This window comes from Cellulomonas endometrii (assembly GCF_949769265.1).
Taxonomy (GTDB): domain Bacteria; phylum Actinomycetota; class Actinomycetes; order Actinomycetales; family Cellulomonadaceae; genus Cellulomonas; species Cellulomonas endometrii.
In genome coordinates, this window is sequence record NZ_CATKPC010000012.1 from 72,921 (window position 1) to 97,293 (window position 24,373).

The 24,373-nt window shown below is 72.4% G+C and carries 21 protein-coding genes; 19 read left to right on the top strand and 2 right to left on the bottom strand.

Annotation, left to right across the window (positions count from 1 at the left end):
* The first annotated feature begins 595 nt into the window (after window positions 1-595).
* From QNH85_RS13570 to QNH85_RS13595, 6 genes are all read left to right on the top strand, one after another.
* Complete coding sequence (locus QNH85_RS13570; RefSeq protein WP_282947228.1) at window positions 596-1,429, top strand: hypothetical protein; 834 nt, start codon at window positions 596-598, stop codon at window positions 1,427-1,429.
* Complete coding sequence (locus tag QNH85_RS13575) at window positions 1,414-3,609, top strand: hypothetical protein (protein WP_282947230.1); 2,196 nt, start codon at window positions 1,414-1,416, stop codon at window positions 3,607-3,609. Before QNH85_RS13570 ends, QNH85_RS13575 begins: the two co-directional genes overlap by 16 nt.
* Window positions 3,606-4,607, top strand: coding sequence for an AAA family ATPase (locus tag QNH85_RS13580; RefSeq protein WP_282947232.1), 1,002 nt, complete (start codon window positions 3,606-3,608; stop codon window positions 4,605-4,607). Before QNH85_RS13575 ends, QNH85_RS13580 begins: the two co-directional genes overlap by 4 nt.
* Window positions 4,600-6,123 (top strand): TniQ family protein, encoded by a 1,524-nt coding sequence (locus QNH85_RS13585; protein ID WP_282947234.1) that lies wholly within the window; start codon window positions 4,600-4,602, stop codon window positions 6,121-6,123. Before QNH85_RS13580 ends, QNH85_RS13585 begins: the two co-directional genes overlap by 8 nt.
* Window positions 6,098-7,486 (top strand): TniQ family protein, encoded by a 1,389-nt coding sequence (locus tag QNH85_RS13590; protein WP_282947236.1) that lies wholly within the window; start codon window positions 6,098-6,100, stop codon window positions 7,484-7,486. Before QNH85_RS13585 ends, QNH85_RS13590 begins: the two co-directional genes overlap by 26 nt.
* Window positions 7,487-7,631: 145 nt before the next feature.
* Window positions 7,632-8,360, top strand: coding sequence for a hypothetical protein (locus QNH85_RS13595; protein ID WP_282947238.1), 729 nt, complete (start codon window positions 7,632-7,634; stop codon window positions 8,358-8,360).
* 580 nt (window positions 8,361-8,940) lie between these two features.
* On the opposite strand, the gene QNH85_RS13600 is transcribed toward QNH85_RS13595, so the two are convergent.
* Entirely contained in the window at window positions 8,941-9,117 is a 177-nt protein-coding gene (locus QNH85_RS13600; protein ID WP_282947240.1) for a hypothetical protein, read from the bottom strand.
* 416 nt (window positions 9,118-9,533) lie between these two features.
* On the opposite strand from QNH85_RS13600, the gene QNH85_RS13605 reads away from it, so the two are divergent.
* The 4 genes from QNH85_RS13605 (at window position 9,534) to QNH85_RS13620 (ending at window position 15,994) form a co-directional block, all read left to right on the top strand.
* Entirely contained in the window at window positions 9,534-9,935 is a 402-nt protein-coding gene (locus QNH85_RS13605) for a hypothetical protein (protein ID WP_282947242.1), read from the top strand.
* 193 nt (window positions 9,936-10,128) lie between these two features.
* Entirely contained in the window at window positions 10,129-15,291 is a 5,163-nt protein-coding gene (locus QNH85_RS13610) for an SdrD B-like domain-containing protein (RefSeq protein ID WP_282947244.1), read from the top strand.
* A 116-nt stretch (window positions 15,292-15,407) separates the two neighbouring features.
* The gene (locus tag QNH85_RS13615; protein WP_282947246.1) at window positions 15,408-15,773 is read left to right on the top strand and encodes a hypothetical protein; all 366 of its coding nucleotides are present in this window, start codon (window positions 15,408-15,410) and stop codon (window positions 15,771-15,773) included.
* Between the two features lie 26 nt (window positions 15,774-15,799).
* Window positions 15,800-15,994 (top strand): hypothetical protein, encoded by a 195-nt coding sequence (locus tag QNH85_RS13620; RefSeq protein ID WP_282947248.1) that lies wholly within the window; start codon window positions 15,800-15,802, stop codon window positions 15,992-15,994.
* On the opposite strand, the gene QNH85_RS13625 is transcribed toward QNH85_RS13620, so the two are convergent.
* Window positions 15,991-16,404, bottom strand: coding sequence for a phage holin family protein (locus QNH85_RS13625; RefSeq protein WP_282947249.1), 414 nt, complete (start codon window positions 16,402-16,404; stop codon window positions 15,991-15,993). The genes QNH85_RS13620 and QNH85_RS13625 overlap by 4 nt on opposite strands.
* A 159-nt stretch (window positions 16,405-16,563) precedes the next feature.
* On the opposite strand from QNH85_RS13625, the gene QNH85_RS13630 reads away from it, so the two are divergent.
* From QNH85_RS13630 to QNH85_RS13670, 9 genes are all read left to right on the top strand, one after another.
* Entirely contained in the window at window positions 16,564-16,899 is a 336-nt protein-coding gene (locus QNH85_RS13630; protein ID WP_282947250.1) for a LapA family protein, read from the top strand.
* Between the two features lie 27 nt (window positions 16,900-16,926).
* Window positions 16,927-17,328, top strand: coding sequence for a hypothetical protein (locus tag QNH85_RS13635; protein ID WP_282947252.1), 402 nt, complete (start codon window positions 16,927-16,929; stop codon window positions 17,326-17,328).
* Between the two features lie 42 nt (window positions 17,329-17,370).
* Complete coding sequence (locus tag QNH85_RS13640) at window positions 17,371-18,408, top strand: LacI family DNA-binding transcriptional regulator (RefSeq protein WP_282947254.1); 1,038 nt, start codon at window positions 17,371-17,373, stop codon at window positions 18,406-18,408.
* Window positions 18,409-18,529: 121 nt separating this feature from the next.
* Entirely contained in the window at window positions 18,530-19,783 is a 1,254-nt protein-coding gene (locus tag QNH85_RS13645) for an ABC transporter substrate-binding protein (protein WP_282947256.1), read from the top strand.
* A gap of 81 nt (window positions 19,784-19,864) precedes the next feature.
* Window positions 19,865-20,827, top strand: a complete 963-nt coding sequence (locus QNH85_RS13650; RefSeq protein WP_282947258.1) for a carbohydrate ABC transporter permease — start codon at window positions 19,865-19,867, stop codon at window positions 20,825-20,827.
* Complete coding sequence (locus tag QNH85_RS13655) at window positions 20,827-21,726, top strand: carbohydrate ABC transporter permease (RefSeq protein ID WP_282947260.1); 900 nt, start codon at window positions 20,827-20,829, stop codon at window positions 21,724-21,726. The genes QNH85_RS13650 and QNH85_RS13655 overlap by 1 nt, the downstream gene beginning before the upstream one ends.
* The gene (locus tag QNH85_RS13660; protein ID WP_282947262.1) at window positions 21,723-23,030 is read left to right on the top strand and encodes a family 1 glycosylhydrolase; all 1,308 of its coding nucleotides are present in this window, start codon (window positions 21,723-21,725) and stop codon (window positions 23,028-23,030) included. Before QNH85_RS13655 ends, QNH85_RS13660 begins: the two co-directional genes overlap by 4 nt.
* Window positions 23,031-23,123: 93 nt before the next feature.
* Window positions 23,124-24,047: a pseudouridine synthase gene (locus tag QNH85_RS13665; protein ID WP_282947264.1), complete on the top strand. Its 924-nt coding sequence runs from the start codon at window positions 23,124-23,126 to the stop codon at window positions 24,045-24,047.
* A gap of 110 nt (window positions 24,048-24,157) precedes the next feature.
* Entirely contained in the window at window positions 24,158-24,367 is a 210-nt protein-coding gene (locus tag QNH85_RS13670) for a hypothetical protein (RefSeq protein WP_282947266.1), read from the top strand.
* The last annotated feature ends 6 nt before the right edge of the window (window positions 24,368-24,373 follow it).

A 24,373-nucleotide genomic window follows, 5' to 3' on the forward strand; every position in this document is an offset into this window, starting at 1 on the left:
TTGTACGGATCCGTAACCGGGGCGCGGCGAGGCGGTGCCGCGATGATGCCCGAAGGATGATGCTCCGGCGCCGTTGTTGCGCCGGGACGAGCGCCTCGGAAAGCGTCTATACACTGGGGTATCACCGAGCGGGTGTGTTGTAACAACACACCCGGGGGCACGCGAACGGTGCTCCCGGTGGAGGGCTTCGCGGGCTTGACGGATTCATGCGGCCCGCTCCAGAGTGAGCACCACGACCCACGCGCTGCGGTCGTCCGGGACGCCCGACCTAACCGCTTCAGGGCGAGGAGCTCGATGCCGCGAGCGGCTCGTCACGAGACAAGAGAAAGGGCCAGCCACCCCATGCCGGGGGCGACTGGCCCGGTGGGCGAGCCCGCCACGCCCAGCAGTCAGGTACCAACCGAACCCTTGGACGCGACATGGATGCTCTCACCCACCACCGACAGCGTCGCGCAACGACGCACCCGCTGAACTACGCCCGTCAAGGGTAGGGGCGCCGGTGCCCGCGGCTCTCGCTCTCACGCAGAGCGCGCCGCGACGATCTCCCGAGCCTGAGTACCTGGTGTGGCGGCGGCCCTACCAACGGCCCAACGTCGTGGGCTTCAAGCGTGGACGACGCCAGTGCTTTCTCGATGGTGACCTGCCCGCGAAGCCGACTCCGTTCACGCAGCGTGCGCCGATCTCGGCGGAAACGCTGGATCTGATCGCTCGCCCTGGTGTCGTCCGAGTTGCCCTGCGGCCTCGCGGGCGCACACGCCTGGTCGGCCCGGCAGACCTGTGCGGCGCGGACCTGTACGACCTGGAGGAGATCACCCGACCGACGACCTGGCGGGCACAGAAGAACTTCACCGGCAAGGTCGCGATCGCCCACCCACGTGGGGACTTCCAGGGCTGGTACTGGTCCGACCTGGAGTACGACCACTACCTCGAGCTCGCGTGGGAGGGCTACGAAGAGTTCAACACCCAGTTCATGCGGATCTATTGGCACTGGCCGGACGGGACGGTCGAGTTCCACGACGTCGATGCCGGCTTCGTCCGGGATGGTCAGCTCACGCTGGTGGACATCTCGGCGCGGGCCTACCTGACCCCGGAGAAGCGTCGGCTGTTCACGCTGACGTCACTGACCGCACTCGTGCACGGGTTGGAGTACGAGGTCGGGACCGAAGGTGGGCTGCCCGAGGTTCGCCGCGCCAATCTCGCGTTCATCGAGATGGCGTCGGAGCACGCTTCGGTCGAGCGGATCACCGGGGCACCGGAGACGTTCACCGGTCTCGTGAACGCGTACGGCGGTGGACGCACCGGTCGGACCAGGGCGCTGCGTGCCCTGTGGCAGCGGGACTTCTTCATCGACATGAACACCGAGCTGCGGCCGTCGAGCTGGCTCAGCTCCCGTCCTCGTTCGCCCCGCCGCGCGTGGAGGACGAGATGAGTCGCCGTCGGGCTGCTCCGCACGGCGCCGGCCAGCGCAGGCGCCTACGTCGAACAGAGGAGTACGTCCGCAACGGCAAGCCCTTCCGGCTCTCCCACGTCGGGATCATCGACTACCGGGTCATCGCCTACGTCGAGGTTCGCGACGAGCTCATCGAGATGCCGTTCAACGACCTGGCGGCGTGGGTGTCGGAGTCCGAGCCGAAGGAGGACGAGGACGACGAGCCGCTGCCGTACGACGCTCGCACCCGCTGCCTCATGCGGATGCTCAACCCGCAGGACCGCTTGTACGTGTCGTTGGCGCTGGAGCACATGTGCCAGGTCGAGCACGGTGACAGGTACGGCAGCTTCACCGAGGCGCGGCCGGGCTTCCGTGAGCTTCCCGGGTACAAGGAGGAGTACGACCCGGAGAAGGTGCCTTCGCGCGTCGAGCGCATGCGGGCGAAGGCCGAGGAGCTGACGACGGACTGGGGAAAGGGGTGGAGCTTCTCTCAGCTCTACCTGAAGATCCGCCACGCCCTCTGGGGTGGTGAGCGGGGGCTGGGCGTGCTGTTCGACGCGCGCAAGCACGCGGTCTTGAAGGTCTTCACCCAGATCAAGGACAAGCGGGTCTGGGCCGCGCTCGAGGAAGTGACGTTGATCCACACGGCGCCCGGCGTCGGGTCCCTGACTTGGGAGATCCGTGATGCGGATTTCCTCGCCGCTCTTGAACGTCACGGCGTCGACCCGGAGTCGGTCAGCAAGAAGCTACGACTAGACCTGATCGACTATGGCGCCTCCGGGAAGTACTTGGACGATCCCGGTTCGACCCGGCAGAGCAAGGACGTCAGACCGAAACGCCCGTTCGGACACCAGGACGTCCTGCGCCCGGGACAGGTCGTCGAGATCGACTCGACTCCGGTGAACGCCTTCTGCCGTACTCCGGCGGGAGAACCCATTTCGGCGGAGGTGCTCGTCGCTATCGACGTGTGCACCCGCATGATCCTTGCGCTGCGGGTCGTCCCGGCCGGTGTCGTGTCCGGCAACGTCAAGCTGTTGCTCTTCGACCTGCTCTCGGGTGCGTTCCGCAGGAGGTGGCGGCTGCGAGACAAGAGCGAGTGGACCTGCGTGCCGGCGGCCTTCGCGTTGCCAGAGGGCATGCGCCCGATCATCGACGGTGTCAAGCTTGACCGCGGGCCTCAGATGGACAGCACTGAGACGTGGATCTCGCTGGCGCAGCACGGCGTCGACGTGAACCAGGCACCGACGTGCACCGGTACCGCGAAAGGCTTCGTCGAGGCCGTACAGCGGAACTGGGCGCTCGTCACCTCAGGCACTCCCGGAGACAAGGGTGCGTCCCCGAAGGACCGCGGTGACCAGACCGGCGCCGCGCTCGGTCCGACGATCGAGCAGTTCGAGCTGATGCTCCGGGAATGGGTCGTCCGGGCGTACCACGATCGCAAGCACCGCAGCGTCCGGGACCCGCTCGACCGCCGTCGGTCTGTCTCCCCGATGGAGTGCTTCATCAACCACAACAGCCCGTGGGACGAGATCACCGTTCCCATCGACGAGAACTTCGTCGCGGACTTCCTGCACCACGCAACCGCCCGCGCGACCTTCGCCGGGATGCGCGTCGGCAAGCACGTCTACCAGGGCAACGAGTTGAACGGGTTGCGCGACGAGGATCGCGGCACCCGCTGTCCTCCGCTCGAGGTGCGCTACGACCCGTACTTCCCCGACCGCGTGCTCGTCCGGCGGCCTGAAGACAAGAAGTACCGCAGCGTCGGCCTGAAGGCGGAGTACAACGACGAGCAGACCGTCGGCCAGGCGTTCGTCGAAGCGGACCTGCGTGAGCGCCGCGCGTCCGGGGAGCGCACCAACTTCACCGCGACTGCGACGCAGAGCCTGCTCGAAACGGGACGCGTGAGATACGAGCACCGCCAGATCGTCACGGCCGGGAACGAAGAGCTCGAACGCGAACGTCGAGCCGCGCGCCGCCGGAACCGGCGTGGGCGCGTCGCTGAAGAGGAACGGCGCCGGCTGTCGGCGAATGACCCCGCTCTCGCCGGCGTCCTGCACAGCGTCGGGGATGACGCCGACGTGGTCGACCTCACCGCCGCCCGGGCGCGCAAGGACCCCAAGGCGAAGCCCGCCGCGGTCAGGCAGGACGTCCGCACGTTCTCGTTCGAGGACATCCCGTGAGACTGGGCAAGCTCGTCGATCGGCGCTCGTGGCCCGACCGGATTGTGGCGATGGACAAGGCGTACACGAGCGGAATGGACGCGTCCCACGCGCCGAGGTGCGTAGCGCCCGAGAATCCCGACGCGGCCGCGATGAGCTCGTGCAGCGGACAGCCGATCTGGGTTCCGACGCCTTTCGCCAACGCAGTCGCCCGGACGATCCGCCGGGTCGTTGCCCGGAACGCCGACGACGTCGATGCCGAACGGGTAGTCGCGGTGAACGCGCTTCCGCACATGGGCAAGACCAAGGCGATCGAGCGACCCATGCTTCGTGACACCTCCGCCGCGTGGGCAGCCCAAGGGCGCATCGTCCGAGGCGACATCCCCCGGATGCCGTGGATCTACGCGCGCACGGGAGCGACGAGCGGTCCACGCGACTTCATCCGGGCGCTCGCCAAGGGCTTCGGCCGTGACAACCCGACGGGCAGTATCGACTCGACGGTCACTTGGATGGCCGAAATCGTGGAGCAGAGCGAGGTCGTCGGCCTTGCGATCGACGAGATCCACGAGGTGCAGGGCCCGTACGCGCCGGAGATCACGCACATCATCCGGAACCTGATGGCCTCGCTCCCGGTCACGATCGTGCTGATTGGTGCACGGCTGGAGCAGAGCGAAGTCCTGAACTCCACGACCCGGCGAGGGCGCATCGCTTCGGAGCAGATCGCGGAGCGCACGACGTGGGTGCACGAGCGCGAGCACACGATGCCTGCTGAGTCCGTCCAGTGGCAGGCGCTCATGCGCAAGCTCGCCTCGCAGGTACACCTGCCAGACGGCCAGGTAGCAGCGGACGCCTTCCTCGACCCGGAGCTCAGCGCCCTCACGCACCACAAGGTCGGTGGCCGGATCGGGCGGGCCTCCAAGAAGATCAACGACGCCGCCGACGTCGCGGTCAACGAAGGAACCACGTTCCTCACCGCGCTGCTGGATCAGCTGGGAGTACCGGAGAACGACGATGCGTGAACTCGAGCCGCGCCTGCCGGTCCGCCCTACCCCTGCGGAGTTCGAGGCGCTCGGCGGGTTCCTCCTTCGAATGACGATCCCGCTGCGAATGGGGGTCGGCGACTTGCTCGCCGAACTGCAGATCCCACGCTCGGCCCGGACGCTGGAGCGGCTGACGCTCAAGGCGTCACCGGACGAAGCGCGCGAGGTCGCTGGGGCGTTCGGGCTCACGACCGATCGTGTCCAGGCGATGACCGTTCGGTCGTTCGGAGACGGGGCGCTCAACGACGTCCTTGCTGCCAACCGGGCGCTGACGCTCATCCCGGTGTGCGTTCGGTGCGTAACCGCCGGTTACTGGGACGCACGGTGGTTTACCGGGCTGCTCACTGTGTGCCAGAGCCATCGCACAGCACTCGTCGCACGGTGCGAGAAGTGCGCGACCCTGCTGGGTCTGCATGCCGTGTGGACGACTGCGGAAAGCCCGGGGCACTTCGTCCACCGCGATGGCAAGGATCCGTGCGGCGGACCTGGACCAACCGTTCGGCCTGCGGTCGACATCGTGCACGCCAGCGCGGTTGCCGTTCGGCTCCTCGACGCGATCCGGGGCGGCGACGCTACGAACGCGGTCGACGCAATGCGTACCGTGGCGTTGCTGAGAGCTTCGCGCGTCAAGGACAGTGCGAGGCCAGCACCGGCGGTTGTGGCCGGGACCTTCCAGGTGAGTGACCTGATAGCTGCGGTCACGCTTGTGACCGAGGGGCCGGAGGCTGCATCTCAATCCCTGCCGATGGTCGATCTCGCGAAGCGTGCGGCTCGGAAGCGACAACGCCCCCGCATTCCACCAGCTGTCGATCGCGACGGTCGGGACCGGCTCAGGATCGCGGTCAATCGTGCGCGAGAGCGACAGCTGTTGGCCAACGGTGATGTTGAGGTGCCGCGCCCGGGGAGCCTCGGTTGCGTCGACCGGATGCCTTCCGCAGTTCCCGCAGATCTGCTCCCCGTCGAAGTGTCGGATCTCCTCTGCGAGTTCGACATGGATGCAGTTCGGACGATCGTCGCGATCGCTCTCGTCCAACCGGGGGGATCCGCCTCGTGGGCTTCGCCGACCAGAGCCCTCGGGTTGAGCAGACCGGTGGGCTTCATAGCCCGTGAGGCTGTCCGAGAGGTACACGCGGCTGGGCGCGAGGTCGAGTTCTGGTCTGCGGTCGCACGGATCCGGCGCGAGCTCGAACACGCGGGTATCAACTTCGCGGACCGCCGCCGAATCGTCATCGACGACGCAGCCGCAGGTGGGGAACTCGTCGAGGGCTTCGCCTCGGCGCTGGGGGTTCGTTCCGTGGACGCCAGTCGGTGGCTCCTCGACAGGTGGGCGTGTCTTGCTCCTCGTTCGTTCCCGCCGCTGTTGCGCCGCGGAGCAAGCCACGCTGACGCGCTGAACGCGATCGATATGGCCACAGCACTGACGGCAGTGTGGCGGCTCGACCTAGGCGACATCGTGGAAGGAGCCGGCGATGCTGCCGTCCGCCGCTACGCCTAGAACGCACGAGTCGCTCGGTGGCTACCTCTGGCGAGTCGTGCGCTCATCCAGGATCCCGATGACCGAGGTGGTCGCGCAGCTCTACCCGGCGGCCCGCCGTCGCCGGAACGTCCTCGGCTTCGCGTTCGTCCCGCCGTCGGTCACTGCGGCCTTCGCGCGGCAGCTCGACACCACGCCGGCGCAGGTGCGCGCGATGACTCTTCAACGATTCGGGGCGTTCCGGGACGGCGTCGACCAGGCGAGCATCCGGGGCAACCGTGACGCGCTCACCCACCAACGCGCGCACTGGTGGCAGTTCAGGGCAGACAGGTACTGCCCGGACTGTCTGTGCGAGGACGGGACGTGGCGGGTCTCGTGGCTCTCTCCGTGGGCGTTCGCGTGCACCGAGCACCGACGGTTGCTGCGCGACGAGTGCTCCGAGTGCGGGGCCGTCACGCGGTTGATCACGAACGCTCACGACGGCGCGACCGACGAACGCTGCTCGTGTGGCGCCTTGTGGCGTGCAGCGGTCGCGGAAGCCGTGTCCGACATCGACGTCGTGGTGCAAGCACGACTCACCACTCTCGTCGAGGACGACTGGGCGACGCTGTGGGGTGACCCCGTGCCGAGTGCGGTCGCGCTAGACGTGTGGCGTGCAGGAGCGGCGCTCACCGCGGGCGCGGTCGGCATCCGCCGCTGGGCAGCCCGTCCGTGGTTGACGCCGCCACGTCCGAGCGACGCCCGGGCGGTGTTCGTCGTCGCGGGTGTCATCGCCGAAGCCTCAGACGTCGGTGCGGCAGCGTACGAGCTGCGTGAGCTCATTGACGAAGGCGATGCCTTCATCACGAACCGGGTCCGCGACCGCATCCCCGCGACGTCCGCGCTGCAACCAGCCATCGAGTCCTGGCAGACGTCGAGGACGCGCGTCGCTACTCGTCTCGACCACCGCTACCGACAGGCCGGGCTGGACGTCTTCGGACTCCGGGAGAGCCCACTACCCACAGTGGCGCCTCTCCAAGCACTCCCTGACGGTTGGCGCGCCGATGGGCCACCGCACATCCTGCTTCGCCGTGCCGCGGTCTCTCTCGCGGCAGCACGGCTCGGCGGAGCGGGCTCCTGGGCGGAAGCCGGCGCACGAGTCGGCATCACCGCGCGCTACGCACCGCGCGTCAGCAGGTACGTCCTCGCCGGGATGGGTGCTAGTGCCGCTGTCGACCTCGGCAGAGCGGCGACGAACCTCGCCGCACATGTCGGACGCTCTGCCGAGATCGCTGCACCACCGATTGACTCGTTCGCCGCGCTCCTGTCCTTCGTCCTCTCCACTGAGGCTCAGCACCCGCGGGGGTCGGCCGCGCCGAAGCCGGAGGTGATCGAACGCGCGTGAACGACTGACGCTTGACACGCGAGGCCGCTAGCCTGCTGTCAGTTGAGCAGATCGGGCGGTACCCGATCCAGCGGCCTACCCACCTTTCGCGCCCTCGCCCCAGAGGTTGAGCGCGCGTCCCTGGTCACGTGAGGACCTCCTCGTCATGACCAGCTTCTCCCCGGACCGCTACACGTTCGCCCTGCTGAATGCGGAGACACGATCGCGCATCTCTATTGTCGTACCCGACGTCGACGGCCGCCGGTCGCCGCGCGTCGAGGCGCTCACCACCCTCGTCGATTCGCACGATCTGGCCGAGCGCCTCGCGGATGCCCTGAACCTCGCGTCGTCGTCGGGTGACTTCACGGGCGTGCAGCGGCTGATGAGTGAGATGCTCGAACCGGTCGCGATTGCCGTGATGAAGGCCGTCGAGCGCATCGCGGTGCCTGTGCCGACCGGATCGGCCGATGCGGCCGGCCGAGATGACCGTGATGCGCGGGTTGTGGTTCACGTCCGCGGAGGACGCGGTCGAGCACTTGCGGTCCGCGATGACTCTCGACTGCAGCTCGTCATCGTGCACGAGCTCGACGACCGTGGCATCTTGATGTCGGCGATGCTGATGTCCGAAGACGTCGAGCTCAGCCACACGAGCACTCCGGCATGGCACGTCCCACATGTCGAGGGTGCCCTTCTCGAGCGCCGCTATCCGGGGGAACACGAGCTGCTGGACGCTTTCAGCGACCCGCGCTGGGAGACGCTCGACTCACGGGCGTACTGGGTCTGGGTCCAAGACGAGGACGGTGCTGGCGGCGCCACCACGGAGATCGTCATCGAGCACTGGGACCGCGATATCCGACATGTCGGAACCTACGACGACGAGGTGGGGGTGCGGTGACACGCCGATCGCGACAGGAGGTTCCGCGTCTGGACGTCCTCAGCCCCAGACCACAGACGCGATGACGCCGACGCCTGCCACAGGAGCGGGAGGCACGGCCGCAACAGACCACGACCTCAACTCGAGTCGGTCAGGCAGTAGTCGGACTTCGCTGGCGCCTGCAGTGCCGCAAGGGTCGCGATGCGCTCAGAGTGATTCACCGGCTGCGCCACGACGTGCGCGCTTTCGTGACCGCCTAGACGGTGAATACCCGTGGGCCCTGGTGTCGAGGGCGACATCGTGACGGTCGTGACCGTCGGCGCGCCTCTCGATCCTCCGGCGAACAGCGACCCCCGCGCTGACACGGCTCTCCCGCTGGTTCCAACGGCTGCCGCGGATCGTCGGTACGGAGGTTGCCTCTCATTTCCTACGAAGGGCGTCTATTTCCTACGATCGGCTCGCCCTGTCAGGGTCCGCTGCCGACGGGCAGAGATGCCTGGACGGTCGCCCCAACTCGCGAGAGTCGGACGATCGGGGCCCCTCGTGGACCGGGCGTGCAGCGTCACCCCCGCGATGCGAGGGTCGCTCGCGCCGGCGCCGCCTACTCCGGCGCCGCCACCTGGCCCCGGGCCGCCCTGCGGCGGGCGTCGCGTTCGGCGAGCACCTGCGCGACGATCACGCACGCCATACCCGCCACGGTCCACCAGTTCCGCCCCGCCGCGGACACCGCGCCGACGACGACCGCCACCACCACGAGGCCCCACCGGAATCCGCGCATACCGCCAGGCTGCCACGCCGCGGGGCCGGAACGCGTGCCTTCGGTCCGGTCGTCCTGGCCTGCGCGGTCGTGCTCGTCATGGTCGCGGTCGTCGCGCTCCCGGCGCCGGGTCCGCACGCGCCGCCACGCGGCCGCCCTCGCGACCCGCGCACGCCGACCGGCTGTGCGGATCGACAGGACCGTCGACCTCGTACGACGGTCCGGCCCGCATCCCCGTCGCGATGGTGCAGGGTGAGAAGCACACGCACTCCCTCCGACGCCCGACGCCCGATCGCCTGGAGAGGCGGACCATGAGCGAGCATCCAGCGGACCGACTCGCCGCCGTGATCCGTGCGGTCACGGACCCGAGCGGGGCGCACGACCCGTTCCGATCGGTGGCCGTCCATCCGGTGGGGCGGTCGGGGAAGGTCATCGACGTGCGCCTTCCCGGACACCACGTCGCCCTCGTGGTGGGCCCGGACGGCGACACGGCGCTGCAGGTCGACGGAGTCCCGCTCACCGAGCTCGACACCAGCGACGACCTCGACCGGTTCGTCCGCGAGACGCTCGTGCCGCTCGTGCACGCGCTCGACGCCGGCCAGGTGACGGTCGAGGACACCACGGTCATGACCGTCGACGGCGTCGACGTGAGGGTGCGGCGGCGGCCCGGTGGCTCGACGTTCGACGTGACCATCCCCGCGGGCGCGGACGGCCCGAGCGGCTTCACCCTCACGTTCTTCCCGGAGGGTGGCGCGGTCGCCGAGGCGACCCTCCGCGAGGAGATCGCGCGCAACGTCGAGGGTCTCGCCACGTCCGAGCGGGACCCCGGCACGTCCTGACCGCGAAGGTGCCCGCCGTTCACCCGGCACTCACCTCCGCTCACCCCCGCCCCACCCCGATGTCCGATCAGCCGGACGTGCGCGCACGAGCGCTCGACCACCACCGGCGATGTCGAGACGGATGGACGTGGGGATGACCTGGGGAACGGGACGTGGGCGTGGGCTCGCGTCGATCGGGCGGCCGGTGGCGCGGTTGACCGCGCTGGTGACCGTGCTGGCGCTGATGCTCGTGACGGCGGTGCTGACCGTGGCCGCGCCGGGGGCCGCGAGCGCGGCCGAGGGCGACCGCGGGACGCTGACGGTCCGGAAGACCGCGTCGGCGGCGACCGCGCGGCCGGGCGACCGGATCACGTGGACCGTGGAGGTGACCTGCGAGTCGATCGTCGCGTTCTGCGAGGACGTCACGGTCGCCGACGTGGTGCCGGAGCCGTTCGTGCTCGACGCCGACGGGGTCGCCGTCCAGTCCGAGCAGACCGGCCAGGCGACCGTGACGGTCACGGGGAACGACGTGCGCGTCGCGTTCCGGGAGACGGACGCGAACCACCCGGGCGTCGTCGGCCTGGCCGCCGGCCAGAGCGTGTCGGTGCTGCTGCGGAGCACGCTGCCCGCCGGGACGCCGCTGTCGTGGGACGGGCGCACGGTGACGAACACCGCCGACGCCACCGCGACGAACGCCGACCCCGCGCAGGCCGCGGCCACCGTCACCATCGCGGTGCCGGTCACGCCCCAGGTCGCGCTGACCAAGCAGATCGCCCCCTCCGACCAGGTCGCCGGCGAGGCCGGTGACGTCACCGCGACGCTCGGGGCGCGCAACACCTCGCCCGTCGCCGCGACGGCGCTCACGGTGACCGACCCCGCCGCCGGGGCGCCGGCGGCCTTCGGGCCCGGCACCCCGCTGGAGCTCCGCTCCCTCGGCGCGTGGACCGCTCCCGAGGGCGCCTCCTCCCTGAGCGTCGAGCTGACGACGGCGGACGGCACCACCACGCTCGGCCCGTTCCTGCCGGGCCAGGACATCGACGCCGACGCCGTGGACCTCGCGGCGGTGACGGCCGTCGTCCTGCGGTTCGACGGCGCGACGACGCCCGACGGCACGATCGTCGCGGGCGGCGCGCCCGGCAGCGTCCCGCTGGTGCTCGGCCAGTCGGGCTCGGCGCCGCGCGACGCGACGACCCGCGTCACCAACACCGCGGCCGCCACGCTGAGCACGCCCCGCGGCGACGCGTCCGCCACCGCCTCTGCGGACTTCCAGATCAACTCGGTGACCGTCGAGGTCGCCGCGGGCAAGACGTTCGACGGTGCCGCCCGCGCCGAGGTGGTCGCCGGGCAGCCCTCCGTGGTCCGCCTGACCGCCCGGAACTCCTCCAACACCGCGCTGTCCGCGCTGCGCATCGCCGAGCCCTCGACCGCCGGTGCCGGCCCCCTCGGGGCGACCGCGGACGGGCTGCTGGCCTTCGCCGGCTTCGGTGCCGACGGGTCGGGCGCAGTGCCCGCCGCCGACTGGCCGGCCGGCGCGACCGGGGCGTCCGTGACGCTGCTGGGCACCGGGCCGGGCCTCCCGCTCACCACGACGGTCACGCCGCCGAGCGGCGCGACGACCGCGTGGCCGACGGCCCCGGCCGGCGCCGTCGTCACGGGCTTCACCGTGGAGTACACCGGCGTGCTGGCCGCAGGCGCCGCGGCCGCCGTGCCGTTCCGCGTCACCACGGACCCGGCGTGGGCGGACCTGCGGTCGTTCACCAACGAGGTCGCCGTGGACGGCACCGCCGCCGACGGGACCGCCGCCACCCCGCGCACCACGAGCGCCGCGCTCACGGTCGTCCCCCGGCAGGTCGTGACCACGGCCGCCAAGACGCTCACCCAGCAGGCCGCGGGCGCTCCGCTGCCCGGGGCGGACGGCCAGGAGCTCGTGGCGACCGTGACGGGCCGGGTCTCGGCCGACACCACGGTCCCGGTGGGCTCGCTGGTGGTCGAGGACGTCGCCGGCCCGGACTCCCCGCTGTGGGACGCCGCCGTGCTGGACCGGATCGGCTCCGTGCAGGTGCCGGCCGGCTCGCGCGCCGAAGTGCTCGTGCGCCGCGGGGGTGCCTGGTCCACCGTGGCCGGCCCCACGACGGACGCCGCCGCGCTGCTCGACGTCGCGGTGCCGGCGGACGGTGGCCGGGTGGACGGCGTGCGGGTCGTGTGGACCGCGACCGGCGCGTCCCTGCCGGTCGACGGGTCGTTCGGTCCCCGCGTGACGCTCGTGCTCGCCCTCGACGGCGCGCAGCCGGCCGGGACGACGCTGCGGAACACCGTGACCGCCACCGGCACCGGCACGGGGGTGGGCGCCGGGCTGACCGGTGTCGCGCCGGCCGACGACGACGTCACCTTCGGGCCCGGCGACGCCCCGGTGGACATCCGCCGGGTGGACGCGAGCAAGTCGTGGCGTGACGCGTCCGCGCTGATCGGCGTGGACAACACCGACGCGGGCGCCGATCGGCCGGAGAACCGGCTGACCATGCAGGTGCAGAACGTCACCGGCATCCCGGTCGGCACGCTGCGGCTGACCGACCCCGACCCGCAGACCGCGGGCAACGCCTTCGACCACGTGGACCTCACGCACCTGACCGTCACCGCGCCCTCGGGCACCGGGACGCTCCGGGTAGTGCTGCGCGCGGCGGACGGCGGCGTCCTGCACGACCTCGGCTCGGCGTCCGCGGTCGCGGATCTCTCGGCTGAGGACCTGGCCGACGTCGTGTCGGTCGAGGCCCGCGCGGACGGCACCCTGCCGGACGGCGCGGTGCTGCGGGTGGTCGCCGACACGGTGCTGCGCAGCACCACCCGCAGCGGTGCGCCGATCTCCGGCACCGTGGACGGCGCGCCCAGCACCCTGCTGACCAACACCCTGCTCGGCGACCTCGGGGACGGCACGCCGTCCGACGCGGCGCAGGCGTCCACCGTCCTGTACCCGGAGGCCCTGCAGCCGCTCGACGGCGCGCTGGCGAAGTCGGTGTCCCCGGGCACCGGCACCCGGTACTCCGCCGACCCGGACCGCACCGTCCGGCTGTCGCTGACGGCCCGCCGCGTCAGCGACGCGTCGGTCAGCCGGCCGGCGCAGTACGTCCTGGAGGACACGTCCGAGCAGTTCTGGGACGCGTTCGACCTGGTGGGCCTGGAGGCGCTGGCCGGCGTCACCGCCGCGGACGGCGCCGGGTACACCGCCGCCGTGCAGTACCGCGTGGCGGGGTCCTGGACCGCCCCGGTGACGAGCGCGCTGCCCGCGGGCGTCAGCACCACGATGCCGCCGCTGCCCGACGGCGCCGCCACGCTCCCGGACGGCACGTCCGCCGCGGACGTGACCGGCGTGCGGGTGACGTTCACGGCGCCGTCCGGGTCGTGGTTCGAGAACCGCGAGGTCGGCGGGTTCGAGGGCCCGACGGCCCTGTTCACGCTCCGGCCGCGCGCCGAGCTGCGCAGCACCGGCGCCGAGGTCCCGGCCGGCACGCTCACCAACGTCGTGACCGGCACCGTGCAGGCCGAGCACCAGCCGACGCCCGTCGTGCTGGACCCGGCCGAGGCGACGTACACGGTCACCGACGGCGTGCTCGACGCGGCCGTGTCGAAGACCCCGGCGACCACGACCACCGGCCCCGGCACGCGGCTGCCGTTCCGGCTGACCGTCACCAACACGGGCACGGCGCCGGTCGTCGACCCCGTGCTGACGGACGTGCTGCCCGCCGACGCGTCGGGCGCGCTGCTCGTCTACGCGCCCGAGGCGTACGGCGCCGCGACCGTGGCGGTCACCCCGTCCGACGCGGCGATCGCCGGTGCGGAGCCGGTCGTGACGCTCGACGGGACGGACCTGCGGGTCACGTTCCCGGCGGGCACGCGCCTCATGCCCGGCGAGCAGGTCGTGGCCACCGTGCCGCTGGCGGTCCGCGCCGGCACCCCGGCCGGCACGACGCTGGTCAACGGGTTCGTCCTCACCGCCGCCGGCGGGCTCGACCGGCGGGCGTCGGCCGAGGTGGACGTGGTCGCGCTGCCGAACTACCTGCGGGTCAAGGACGTGGCCGAGGACGTCGCGCCCGGCGCCACGCCGACCGGCGTGGTGAACACCTCCGGGTCGGGTCAGGCGTGCGTCCCGGAGGACGGGTTCTACCGGACGCCGTGCCTCGTGCGGACCCAGCCGGGCGGCACCGAGACGTGGCGGCTGCGGGTGACCAACACCGGCAACCTGCCGACCGCGAGCGCCACCCTGGTGGACGTCCTGCCGTACGCCGGCGACACCGGGACCTCGCGCTCGCAGAGCTCGAGCGCCCGCGGCAGCGTGTGGGCCACCGCGTACCTCGGTGACCTGCAGCTCACCGGCCTGCCGGCCGGTGCGACCAGCACGGTGCGGTACCTCCTGGCGGGCGAGACCTGCGCCTACACCGGGGACCCGCGGTCCGCCGACCCGTTCGGCACCGGCTGCGCCGAGGACGTCTGGACCCCCGCGGCCGACGTCGACGACCTGTCGCAGGTGCGCGGCGTGCGCGTCGACCTGGACCTCTCGGCGGACCACCTGGAGCCGGGGGAGACGATCACCGCGACGTTCCGCACCCGCTCGGCGACGTCGTACGACACGGCGGCCGCCGACGTGGACGCCCCGGCGTGGAACACGATGGTCGTCACCACGGCCAGCGTCACCCCGTCCGGGCTGGACCACGAGACGCTGGAGCCCAACCGCGCCGGCGTCGCGGTGTCCCGGACGTACGCGCTGGGCGACCGCGTGTGGGTCGACGAGGACCGTGACGGACAGCAGGACGACGGCGAGCCCGGCGTGCCGGGCGTCACCGTGCGCCTCTACCCGGCCGGCTCGGACGTCCCGGTGGCGACCACCACCACGGACGCCGACGGGCGGTACGCGTTCGACCTGCTGCCCGCGAGCGACTACCGCGTCGAGTTCGTGCTCGACGGCCCCACGGCCGCCCGCTACGGGTTCACCACCGCGCTGCGGGGCGACGCCGCGAGCGACTCGGACGCCGACGCGGCCGGGTGGAGCCGCACGGTCACGCTCGGCGCCGGCCAGGGGCGGGTCCGGCCCGTGACGTCCGGCGACGGCGTGCAGGCGGACTACCTGGATCCGACGGTCGACGCCGGCCTGGTGCTGCTGCCCACGGGCGGCGGGTCGGGCGGCGGGACCGGTGGCGACCCGGACGGCGGGTCCGGCGGCGGGGCGGGCGCGGGCGCCGCGCCGGACGTCCTCACCGCAGGCCGGGGCGCGCTGGCCGTGACCGGGTCGGCCGGCACGGTCGCCCTGCTCACGGTGGTCGCCGGGCTGCTGCTGCTGGGTGCGGCGCTGGTCGCGCCGCGGACGCGGTGGCGCCGGCGCGACTGACGCCGGCTGCGGGAGCGCGGGCGAGGGGGACGGTCCACGGGCCGTCCCCCTCGTGCGTCCCGTCCGGGCTCTTGCCACACTGGCGCCACTGACGTCCAGCAGGCGGGAGTCATCGAGTGCGCGTCGACGTGTGGGGTCTGATCAGCGTGGTCCTGATCGGTGGCGTCGTGCTGCTGACGCGCGCGGCGGTGCGGCGTGGCACGCGCGAGACGCAGCCGGACCACCACGCCGAGGGCCGCCGGGTCCGCGACATGACGCCCGCCGCGAAGGTCGTCGGGGTGCTGGCGGGCCTGGCGCTGGTCGGCATGGTCGTCGGCCGGTCGCTCGACCCGATGCCCCCGTGGACGTGGTGGTGCATCCTCGCCGCGATGGCCGGGGCGGTGTTCGTGGTGGTCAGCGAGCACCGTCGGGTGCGCCGCGACCCCCGGCTCGCGGAGTTCCGGGGTCCACGGCCGGGCGACCGCGACGTCGACGCGCGCTAGCGCCCGCGGGTCGAGAGGGAGAGATCATGGCTGCGCCGGCACCGGACAGGCGTACGAAGGCCCTGCTGCTCGGGGTGTTCCCCCTGGTCGCGGTCCTCGGCCTCGTGCTGCTGCTGCGCGACGACGACCCGCCCAGTGCCGTCGTCGTCTGCGTGGTCGGGCTGTCCGCTGTCTCTGCCTGGGCGCTGACGATGCAGCTGACCCGCTGGCGCAGGGACTAGCGCCCGGCGGGCCCGCCCGCCGCCGCGCGCCGCTGCTCCAGCCGCTTGCGGAGGAACACGAACGGCAGCAGCCACGTCGCCAGGGCGGTCACGAGCCACACGAGCACGACCGCCGCGATCCACGTCGCCGCACCGCCGGTGACCTCCAGCCCGCCGGAGATCGCCTGGGCGATCAGCAGCGCCACGAACGTGGACACCAGCCCGATCCCGCCGAGGAACGCGCTGGCGTACTGGCGCGTGATCTTGGCGATGAACGGCGTGAGGATCGCCTGCGCGACGGTGAACACGAGCACCGCCGTGACGAACCCGCCGGCGCTGAGGTGGAACCCGTCGAGCACGAGCGACGTGATCCACAGGCCGAGGGCCGCGGAGCCGAGGTAGATCAGCACCCGGATCAGGAAGATGATCATGGGCCGACCGTAGACCCGCGGGCGGTGGCGCGAACAGGGCCCGGGAGACCTTGCTCTCCGGCGCTGCCGCGGCGTGACCGGCGTAAAGTCGGGAGCAGCCCGGTGTCGAGGACCTCCCAGGGGGGCGACGACCCGGATCCAGCAGCATCGGAGGGCGTCATGCCCGTCCAGCCCGCCTCCAGCCCCCTCTCCCCGCGCACCCGTGAGCCGGCCGTCCCGCGGACCCGCGAACCCCGCGCCACCCGCCCGCGCGGCGCGGGCACCCGCACCAGCGCGGCGTGGCTCGGCATCAGCGTCGGGGTGCTCCTGCTCATCGCGCTGATCGTGTTCATGCTCCAGAACACCGGCCCGGTGGCGGTGTCGTTCCTCGGGATGAGCGGGACCGCCCCGCTCGCCCTCGCCCTCCTGATCGCCGGCGTCGCGGTCGGCGTGGTCGTGCTGGTCTTCGCGTCCCTGCGCATCGGGCAGCTCCGCCGGCGCGCGGGTGGCCGGTGAGCGGTCGCGGCGGGCCCGGGGTGCGTCGTGGATGACGTGACCGGGCTGCACGCGGGCCTGCGCGCGTGGGCGCGGGGGATCGACCCGCTGGAGGCCGCGACCGAGCTGCTCATCCGCGCCGGGTTCGCGCGGCCGGAGGACCCGTGGGTCCGGCAGGGGACGCCGACCGGGAACGTGCCGGGGCCGTGGATCGACTTCGCGGCCGTGTCCGCGTTCGTGGAGGGGGTGTCGTCCGGTGAGCGGCGGCTGCTGCTGCTCGCCGCCTCGTTGTCCGGCGTCGACGACGCCCCCGCGGTCCGGCTGGGCGAGCTGATGACCCTCGGGCCGCGGCAGCTCGCTCTGGTGGTGGCGGCGGTCGCGCACGCCGGCGGGCGACGCGAGGTCTGGGGGCCCGACCCGTCGCGGGCGGCGCGGGGGCTGCTCTCGTAGTACCGGCCGGATCCGCCGGTGCAACGTTGTAACGTGACCCTCGTGCACACGCCATCCGAGGGCAGGGGCGCCCCGACGCTGCACGACGTGGCGCGCGTCGCCGGGGTCTCGTTCAAGACCGTGTCCAACGTCCTCAACGACCACCCGCAGGTCCGCGACTCGACCCGCTCGAAGGTGCTGGCCGCCGTCGCGGAGCTCGGGTACCGGCCGAACCAGGCCGCCCGGAACCTCCGGCTGGGCCGCAGCGGCGTGATCGGCCTCGCGGTGCCGGAGCTGAGCCAGGCGTTCTTCGCCCAGCTCGCCGACGAGGTGATCCGGGTGGCTGCCGAGCAGAACCTGGTCGTGCTGGTCGAGCAGACCGGGGGCGAGCGCGACCGGGAGCTCGAGGCCCTGCGCAACCCGCGCCTGTCGCTGACGGACGGCCTCCTGCTGGCGCCGCTCGGGCTGACGCACGAGGACATCGGGGCGGAGCTCGCGACCCGGCCGCTGGTCGTGCTGGGCGAGCCGCTGTTCCCGGGGCCCGTCGACCACGTGACGATGCAGCACGAGGCGGCCGCGCGCGCGGCGACCGAGCACCTGCTGGGCCTCGGGCGGCGGCGCGTCATGCTGCTCGGCGCGCACGCGTCCGAGACCACCGGGGTGGCCGCGCTGCGGCACGCCGGCTACCGGGTGGCGCTCGCGGCCGGCGGGGTGGCGGCGGACGACGCGCTGGTCGTGCCGGTCGAGACGTGGGACCGCCGCAGCGGCGCCGAGGCGATGGCCGCGGTGCTCGACGCGGGCGTCACGATGGACGCGGTGTTCGCGATGAACGACGACCTGGCGCTCGGGGCGATGCGGTCCCTGCAGGAGCGCGGGGTCCGGGTCCCGCAGGACGTCGCGCTGGTCGGGTTCGACGACGTCGCGGACGGCCGCTACACCTACCCGAGCCTCACGACCGTCGAGCCGGGCCGGCACGACATCGCCCGGATCGCGGTGGACCTGCTGGTCGCGCGCATCTCCGGCGCCCGGGGCGAGGAGCGGGAACCGCAGGTCGTCGCCCCCGGCTTCCACCTGGTGGTCCGGGAGTCGACGGCGTCCTGACCCGCGCGGGGTCCGGCACCCCTCGCCCGGGGTTGACACCGGCCGATCCCGTGCCTCAGGATCGCACTTACAACGTTGTCTTACAACGTTGTATGCGGGCTCTCCCGAAAGGACTCACGCAATGAAGCGCACCCCCGCCCTCCTCGTCGCCCCGGTCTGCCTCGCCCTCACCCTCGCCGCGTGCTCCGGGGGTGACGACGCGGCCTCCGACGGCCCGGTCGAGCTCACCTTCTGGCACGGCTACACCGAGGCCGACGGCGACGTCCTCGAGCAGATCGTCGAGGACTTCAACGCCTCCCAGGACGACGTCGTCATCAGCACCGAGGTCAACCCCTGGGACGTCATCGACGACACGTTCCTGCCCGCCCTCTCCGCGGGCAACGGCCCCGAGATCGTGGCGATGCCGGCCGAGCGCCTGCCCGTCTACGCGGACCGCGGCGCGTTCGTCGCCCTCGACGACTTCTACGCCGACGACGAGGCGACGCCGGACGTGAACCCCGGCGCGCTCGACATGGTCACCGTCGACGGCACCGAGTACGCCGTCCCGACGGGCTTCGTCCCGCTGACGATGTTCTACAACACGGCCCTCCTCGACGCCGCCGGCGTCGCGGTGCCGACCACCTGGGACGAGTGGGTCACCGCCGCGCAGGCCCTCACGGTCGACGCGGACGGCGACGGCACGCCCGAGCAGTACGGCCTGGCGCTCACCGACCACGCCACGGTCGGCAACGGCGTGTGGCCGACGCTGTTCTACGGCAACGGCGGCGCGATCGTGGAGGACGGCGAGGCCGTCGTCGACTCCCCGGAGAACGCCGAGACCCTCGAGTTCTGGCACGACGCGATCGCCGCCGGGAAGATCAGCCCGACCGGGGTCGACGGCGTCTCGGGCGACGGCCTGTTCAGCAGCGGCCGCGTCGGCATGTACATCGCCGGGCCGTGGATGGCGAGCATCGCCGAGGAGAACGGCATCGACTGGGGCATCGCGCCCATCCCGGCCGGCCCGGAGACGCAGGCGGCCTCGGCCATCGGCGTGGCGATGGCGCTGACCGAGCAGGCGGACCAGGCGCAGCAGGAGGCGGCTCAGGAGTTCTTCTCCTACTTCCTGGCCCGGGAGCAGGCCGTGACGTGGTCGCTCGGCTCCGGCTGGCCGCCGCTGCGCACCGACGTGACCGCCGACGAGGTCGACGAGAACCCCGTCGTCGCCGCGCTCACCGAGCAGGCCGAGCTGGGCCGCCCGCTGCTGCCGGGCGTCGTCAACAGCACCGACGTGCTCGCCGCCGTGGACTCCCTGACCCAGCGCGCGATGGCCGGCGAGCCGGTCGACGACCTGCTGGCCGAGGCGCAGACGACGATCCAGGCCGCGCTCGACGACTGAACGACCGAGCGCCCACCCGGTCCGGCCGTCCCCGCCCACCCCCTGCGCGGCGGGGGCGGCCCCACCAGAGAGGTACCCCCAATGACCACCGCGCAGACGGTGGGCCCCCGCAAGCGGGCCTACCGCGCCCCCGCCCCGCTCGGCGGGCGCCGCAGCACCCGCCGGGTGCCGGGCGCCGGGCGCCGCACCCGCACCGCGCTCGCGTTCCTGGCGCCGGCGCTGCTGGTCCTCGCCGTGTTCGTCGTCTGGCCGATGCTGTCGGCCCTGCAGATGTCCTTCACCGACGCGAGCGGGTTCGGGCAGGCCGAGTGGGTCGGGCTGGAGAACTACACCCGGATCCTCACCGACCCCGACATCCGCGACGCGGTCGGCAACACGGTGCTGTACGCGGTGCTGTTCACCCCGACCGCCGTCCTGGTCGCGCTGGCGCTCGCGCTGGTGCTCACCAGCTCCCGCCTGCCGTTCCGGGGGCTGTTCCGGACGTCGCTGTTCCTGCCGTTCATCATCTCGCTGGCGGTGGCGGCGCTCGCGTGGTCCTACCTGATCGACCCGCAGGTCGGGCTGCTGCACTACTGGCTGCGCGGCCTCGGCATCGACCTCGGCAACGTGCTGCAGGACCCGCAGCTCGCGATGCCCGCGGTCGCACTGGTCGCGGTGTGGAAGAACTTCGGCTTCTACATGGTGATCTTCATGGCCGGGCTGCAGGAGATCCCCGGCTCGCTGTACGAGGCGGCGAAGATGGACGGCGCCGGCGCCTGGTCCCGGTTCCGGCACATCACCGTGCCGATGCTGTCGAACACGACCGCCTTCGTGCTGATCTTCGCGATGATCGCGGCCCTGCAGGCCTTCGACCAGATCTACGTGATGACCGGCGGCGGCCCCTACGGCAGCACCCAGACCGTCGTCATGGAGATCTACGAGTCCGGGTTCCGCAAGCTCGAGCTCGGGTTCGCCTCGGCCCTGTCCTACGTCCTGCTGCTGGCCACGCTGCTGCTCAGCGTCGTGCAGTTCGTGTTCTTCGGGCGCCGCGAGGAGGAGTCCTGATGTCCGCCGCCACCCTCACCCCCACGACGCCGCCCGCCCCGCCGTCCGCGCGGCCCCGGGTCGTCACCGCCGGCCGGCGCCGGGTCCGCGTCTCGACCGTCCTGATGACCGCGGGCGTCGGCCTCACCACGCTCGTCGTGCTGCTGCCGCTGTTCATCGTGCTGTTCACCGCGTTCAAGCCGACGGCGGAGGTCAACGCGTACCCGCCGACGCTGCTGCCGGACGCGTGGACCACCGCGAACTTCGAGCGGATCTTCTCGGACCTGCCGTTCGCGCGGCTGATCGGCAACAGCTTCCTGTTCGCCGGCGGGGTCACCCTGTTCGCGCTCGTCTTCGACTCCCTGGCGGCGTACGCGCTGGCGCGGATCGACTTCGCCGGCCGCAAGACGCTGCTGGTGGCGATCGTCGCGACGCTGATGATCCCGTTCCAGGCGACGCTCATCCCCGTCTACCAGATCGTCAGCGACCTGGGCTGGGTCAACACCTTCGCCGGGCTGATCGCCCCGCGGGCCGCCGACGCGTTCGGCATCTTCTTCCTGCGGCAGTTCTTCATCGCGCTGCCGCGGGACCTGGACAACGCGGCGCGCATCGACGGCGCCTCCGAGCTGCGGGTGTTCTGGCAGATCGTCCTGCCCAACGCCCGGCCCGCGCTGCTGACCCTCGCGATCTTCGTCTTCGTCAACAACTGGAACGACCTGCTCTGGCCGCTGGTCTTCACCACACAACGGGAGATGGGCACCATCACCTCCGGACTGACCCTGCTGACCGGCCCCGGGGGCATCGTCCCCTACGGCGTCATGATGGCCGGCGCGCTCGTCGCCGTCGTCCCGCTCGTGCTGGCGTTCATGCTGGTGCAGCGCAAGTTCATCGAGTCCATCGCCACCACGGGGCTCAAGTGACCGGCCCCGGCGAGCGCTGGTTCGAGGACGGCGCGCTGCACTTCGGCCTGGGCATCGAGGACACGTTCGTGCCGCAGAGCCGGCCCGGCGAGCGCGCGATCGACGAGTACGCGCTGACCGACCACTACGCCCGCTACGCGCAGGACCTGGACCTCGCGGTGGGCAGCGGCGCGACGTTCCTGCGCTGGGGCGTGCCCTGGTACCGGGTCAACCCGGCCCGCGGCACCTGGGACTGGTCGTGGGTGGACCGCGTCGTCGACCGGTTCGCCGAGGTGGGGCTGCGCCCCGTCATCGACCTGCTGCACTACGGCACGCCGCTGTGGCTGGACGGGCAGTTCGCGCACCCCGACTACCCGCAGGTCGTGGCGGAGTACGCCGTCGCGTTCGCCGAGCGGTACGGCGACACGGTCACCGACTACACGCCGGTCAACGAGCCGATGATCCACGCCCTGTTCTCCGGGGTGTACGGGTACTGGCCGCCGTACCTGACCGGCGACGACGGCCTCACCACGATGGTGCGGGCGCTCGGCGAGGGGTTCGTGCGCAGCCAGCGCGGCATCGCGGACGTGCTCGGCGACCGGGCGACCTTCATGCACGTCGACGCCTCCATGCGGTACGCCGGGGACGTGCACGGCGGCCACCGGGCGCAGGCGGAGCGGCTGCGCGAGCAGGCCTACCTCGTCGAGGACCTGGTCACCGGCCGGGTCGGCGACGACCACCCGCTGGCCGGGGTGCTGCGCGCCGGCGGCATGGCGGACGCGCACCTGGCCTGGTTCGCGGAGCACGCGGTCCGGCCGGACGTCATGGGCGTCAACTACTACCCCCGCATCTCCACCGAGGTCTTCGAGGAGGGCGTGCACCACCTCGGCGGGTTCGCCGACCCCCGGCCGACGCAGGACGCGGGCGTCGCCGGGCTCGTCGAGGTGCTGACCGCGGCCGAGCGCCGGTACGGCGTCCCGGTGATGCTCACCGAGACCTCGGTGACCGCGCCCGCCGCCGACCGGGTCGCGTGGCTGCGGGAGTCCGTCGGGGCGGTCCGCGCGCTGCGGGCCGTCGGGCACCGGGTCGTCGGCTACACCTGGTGGCCCCTGTTCGACATGTACGAGTGGACGTACCGGCACGGCACCGGCCCGCGGGAGGACTACCTGCTCACCATGGGGCTGTACGACCTGGTCGAGGACGGCGCCGGCGGCCTGGACCGCCGCCCGACCCCGGTCGCCGACACCTACCGCGAGCTGGCCGCGGACCACGCGGCGAACGGGGCGTCCGCGCGCGTGGCGGTGCCGGACCTGCTGCCGAGATGACAGCGCCCGCCCGTGCGCCGCGGGGGCGACGCAGGCCGGGACTGCCATCTCGGGGGGCGCGGCGGGGCTGAGCGCGGCCCGTAGCATCGCCGGGTGCCTCCCCGTTCCCCGCTCCCGGCGCGCCACGGGCTGAGCGCCGCCTGGCTGCGCACCCCCGACACGGACCGCTCGCGGCCCGTCGGGTGGACGACGATGGGCGCCTGGCTGCGGGACCGGCTCCCCGAGCACGTGGACGTCCCGGGCATGCTGGCCGACCAGCGGTTCGTGGACGAGGACGGCCGCCCGGTCCGGGACGACGACCCCTACGGGCCGCACCGGTTCGTGTGGTTCCACCGGGACCTGCGCGAGGAGCCCGAGGTCCCCGGCACGATCCACGTCGTGCACCGCGACGAGCGGCTCGTCGTCGTCGACAAGCCGCCGTTCCTGTCCTCGATCCCGCGGGGACGGCACGTCATGCAGAGCGTCGTCGTCCGGCTGCGCGCGGAGCTCGGGCTGCCGGAGCTGTCGCCGCTGCACCGGCTGGACCGCGTCACGTCCGGGCTCCTGATGCTCGCGACCGAGGCCCGGTGGCGCGGGCCGTACCAGACGGCGTTCGAGCGGCGGGAGGTCCGCAAGACCTACTGGGCGCTGGCGCCGCTGCGCGCGGACCTCGCGCTGCCGGTCGTCGTCCGGAACCACATCCGCAAGGAGCGGGGCTCGTGGCAGGCCCAGGTCGTGCCGGACGCGCCGGCGAACGCCGAGACGCTCGTGGAGCTGGAGCGGGAGGTCGACGGCCGGGGGGTGTACCGCCTGTCCCCGCGCACCGGCCGGACGCACCAGCTGCGGCTGCACCTGCTCGGGCTCGGCATCCCGATCGTCGACGACCCGCTGTACCCCGACGTGCTGGACGTCGAGGTCGACGACGTCAGCCGGCCGCTGCAGCTGCTCGCCGGCGAGCTGGCGTTCACCGACCCCGTCGACGGGTCGCCGCGGCTGTTCCGCAGCGTGCGGCGGCTGCCCCTCCCGCCCGGGGGCTGACCCGCCCGGCCGGGCCGAAATGCCCATGACGGCGCGCCCCCCGCGGCCGATGATGACGGAGTGCCGGCGACCCCGGCCGCCCACCCATCTCGCCCACGAGGAGAGCCGCCATGACCACGCCCGCGTTCACCGCCCCCACCGGCACCCTGCCCCGGCTCCGTGAGGTCGTGCAGCACCTGCGCCACGACCCCGCGCCGCGCTGGGAGGAGGGCTCCCGCGCCAGGCTCGCGGTGTGGGTCGGCGGCAGCATGGTCGTGTGGACGGCGATCGGCCTCGGGGCGACCGCGCTCCTGGGCGCGCTGGTCGAGCTCGTCGCCTGACGCCCG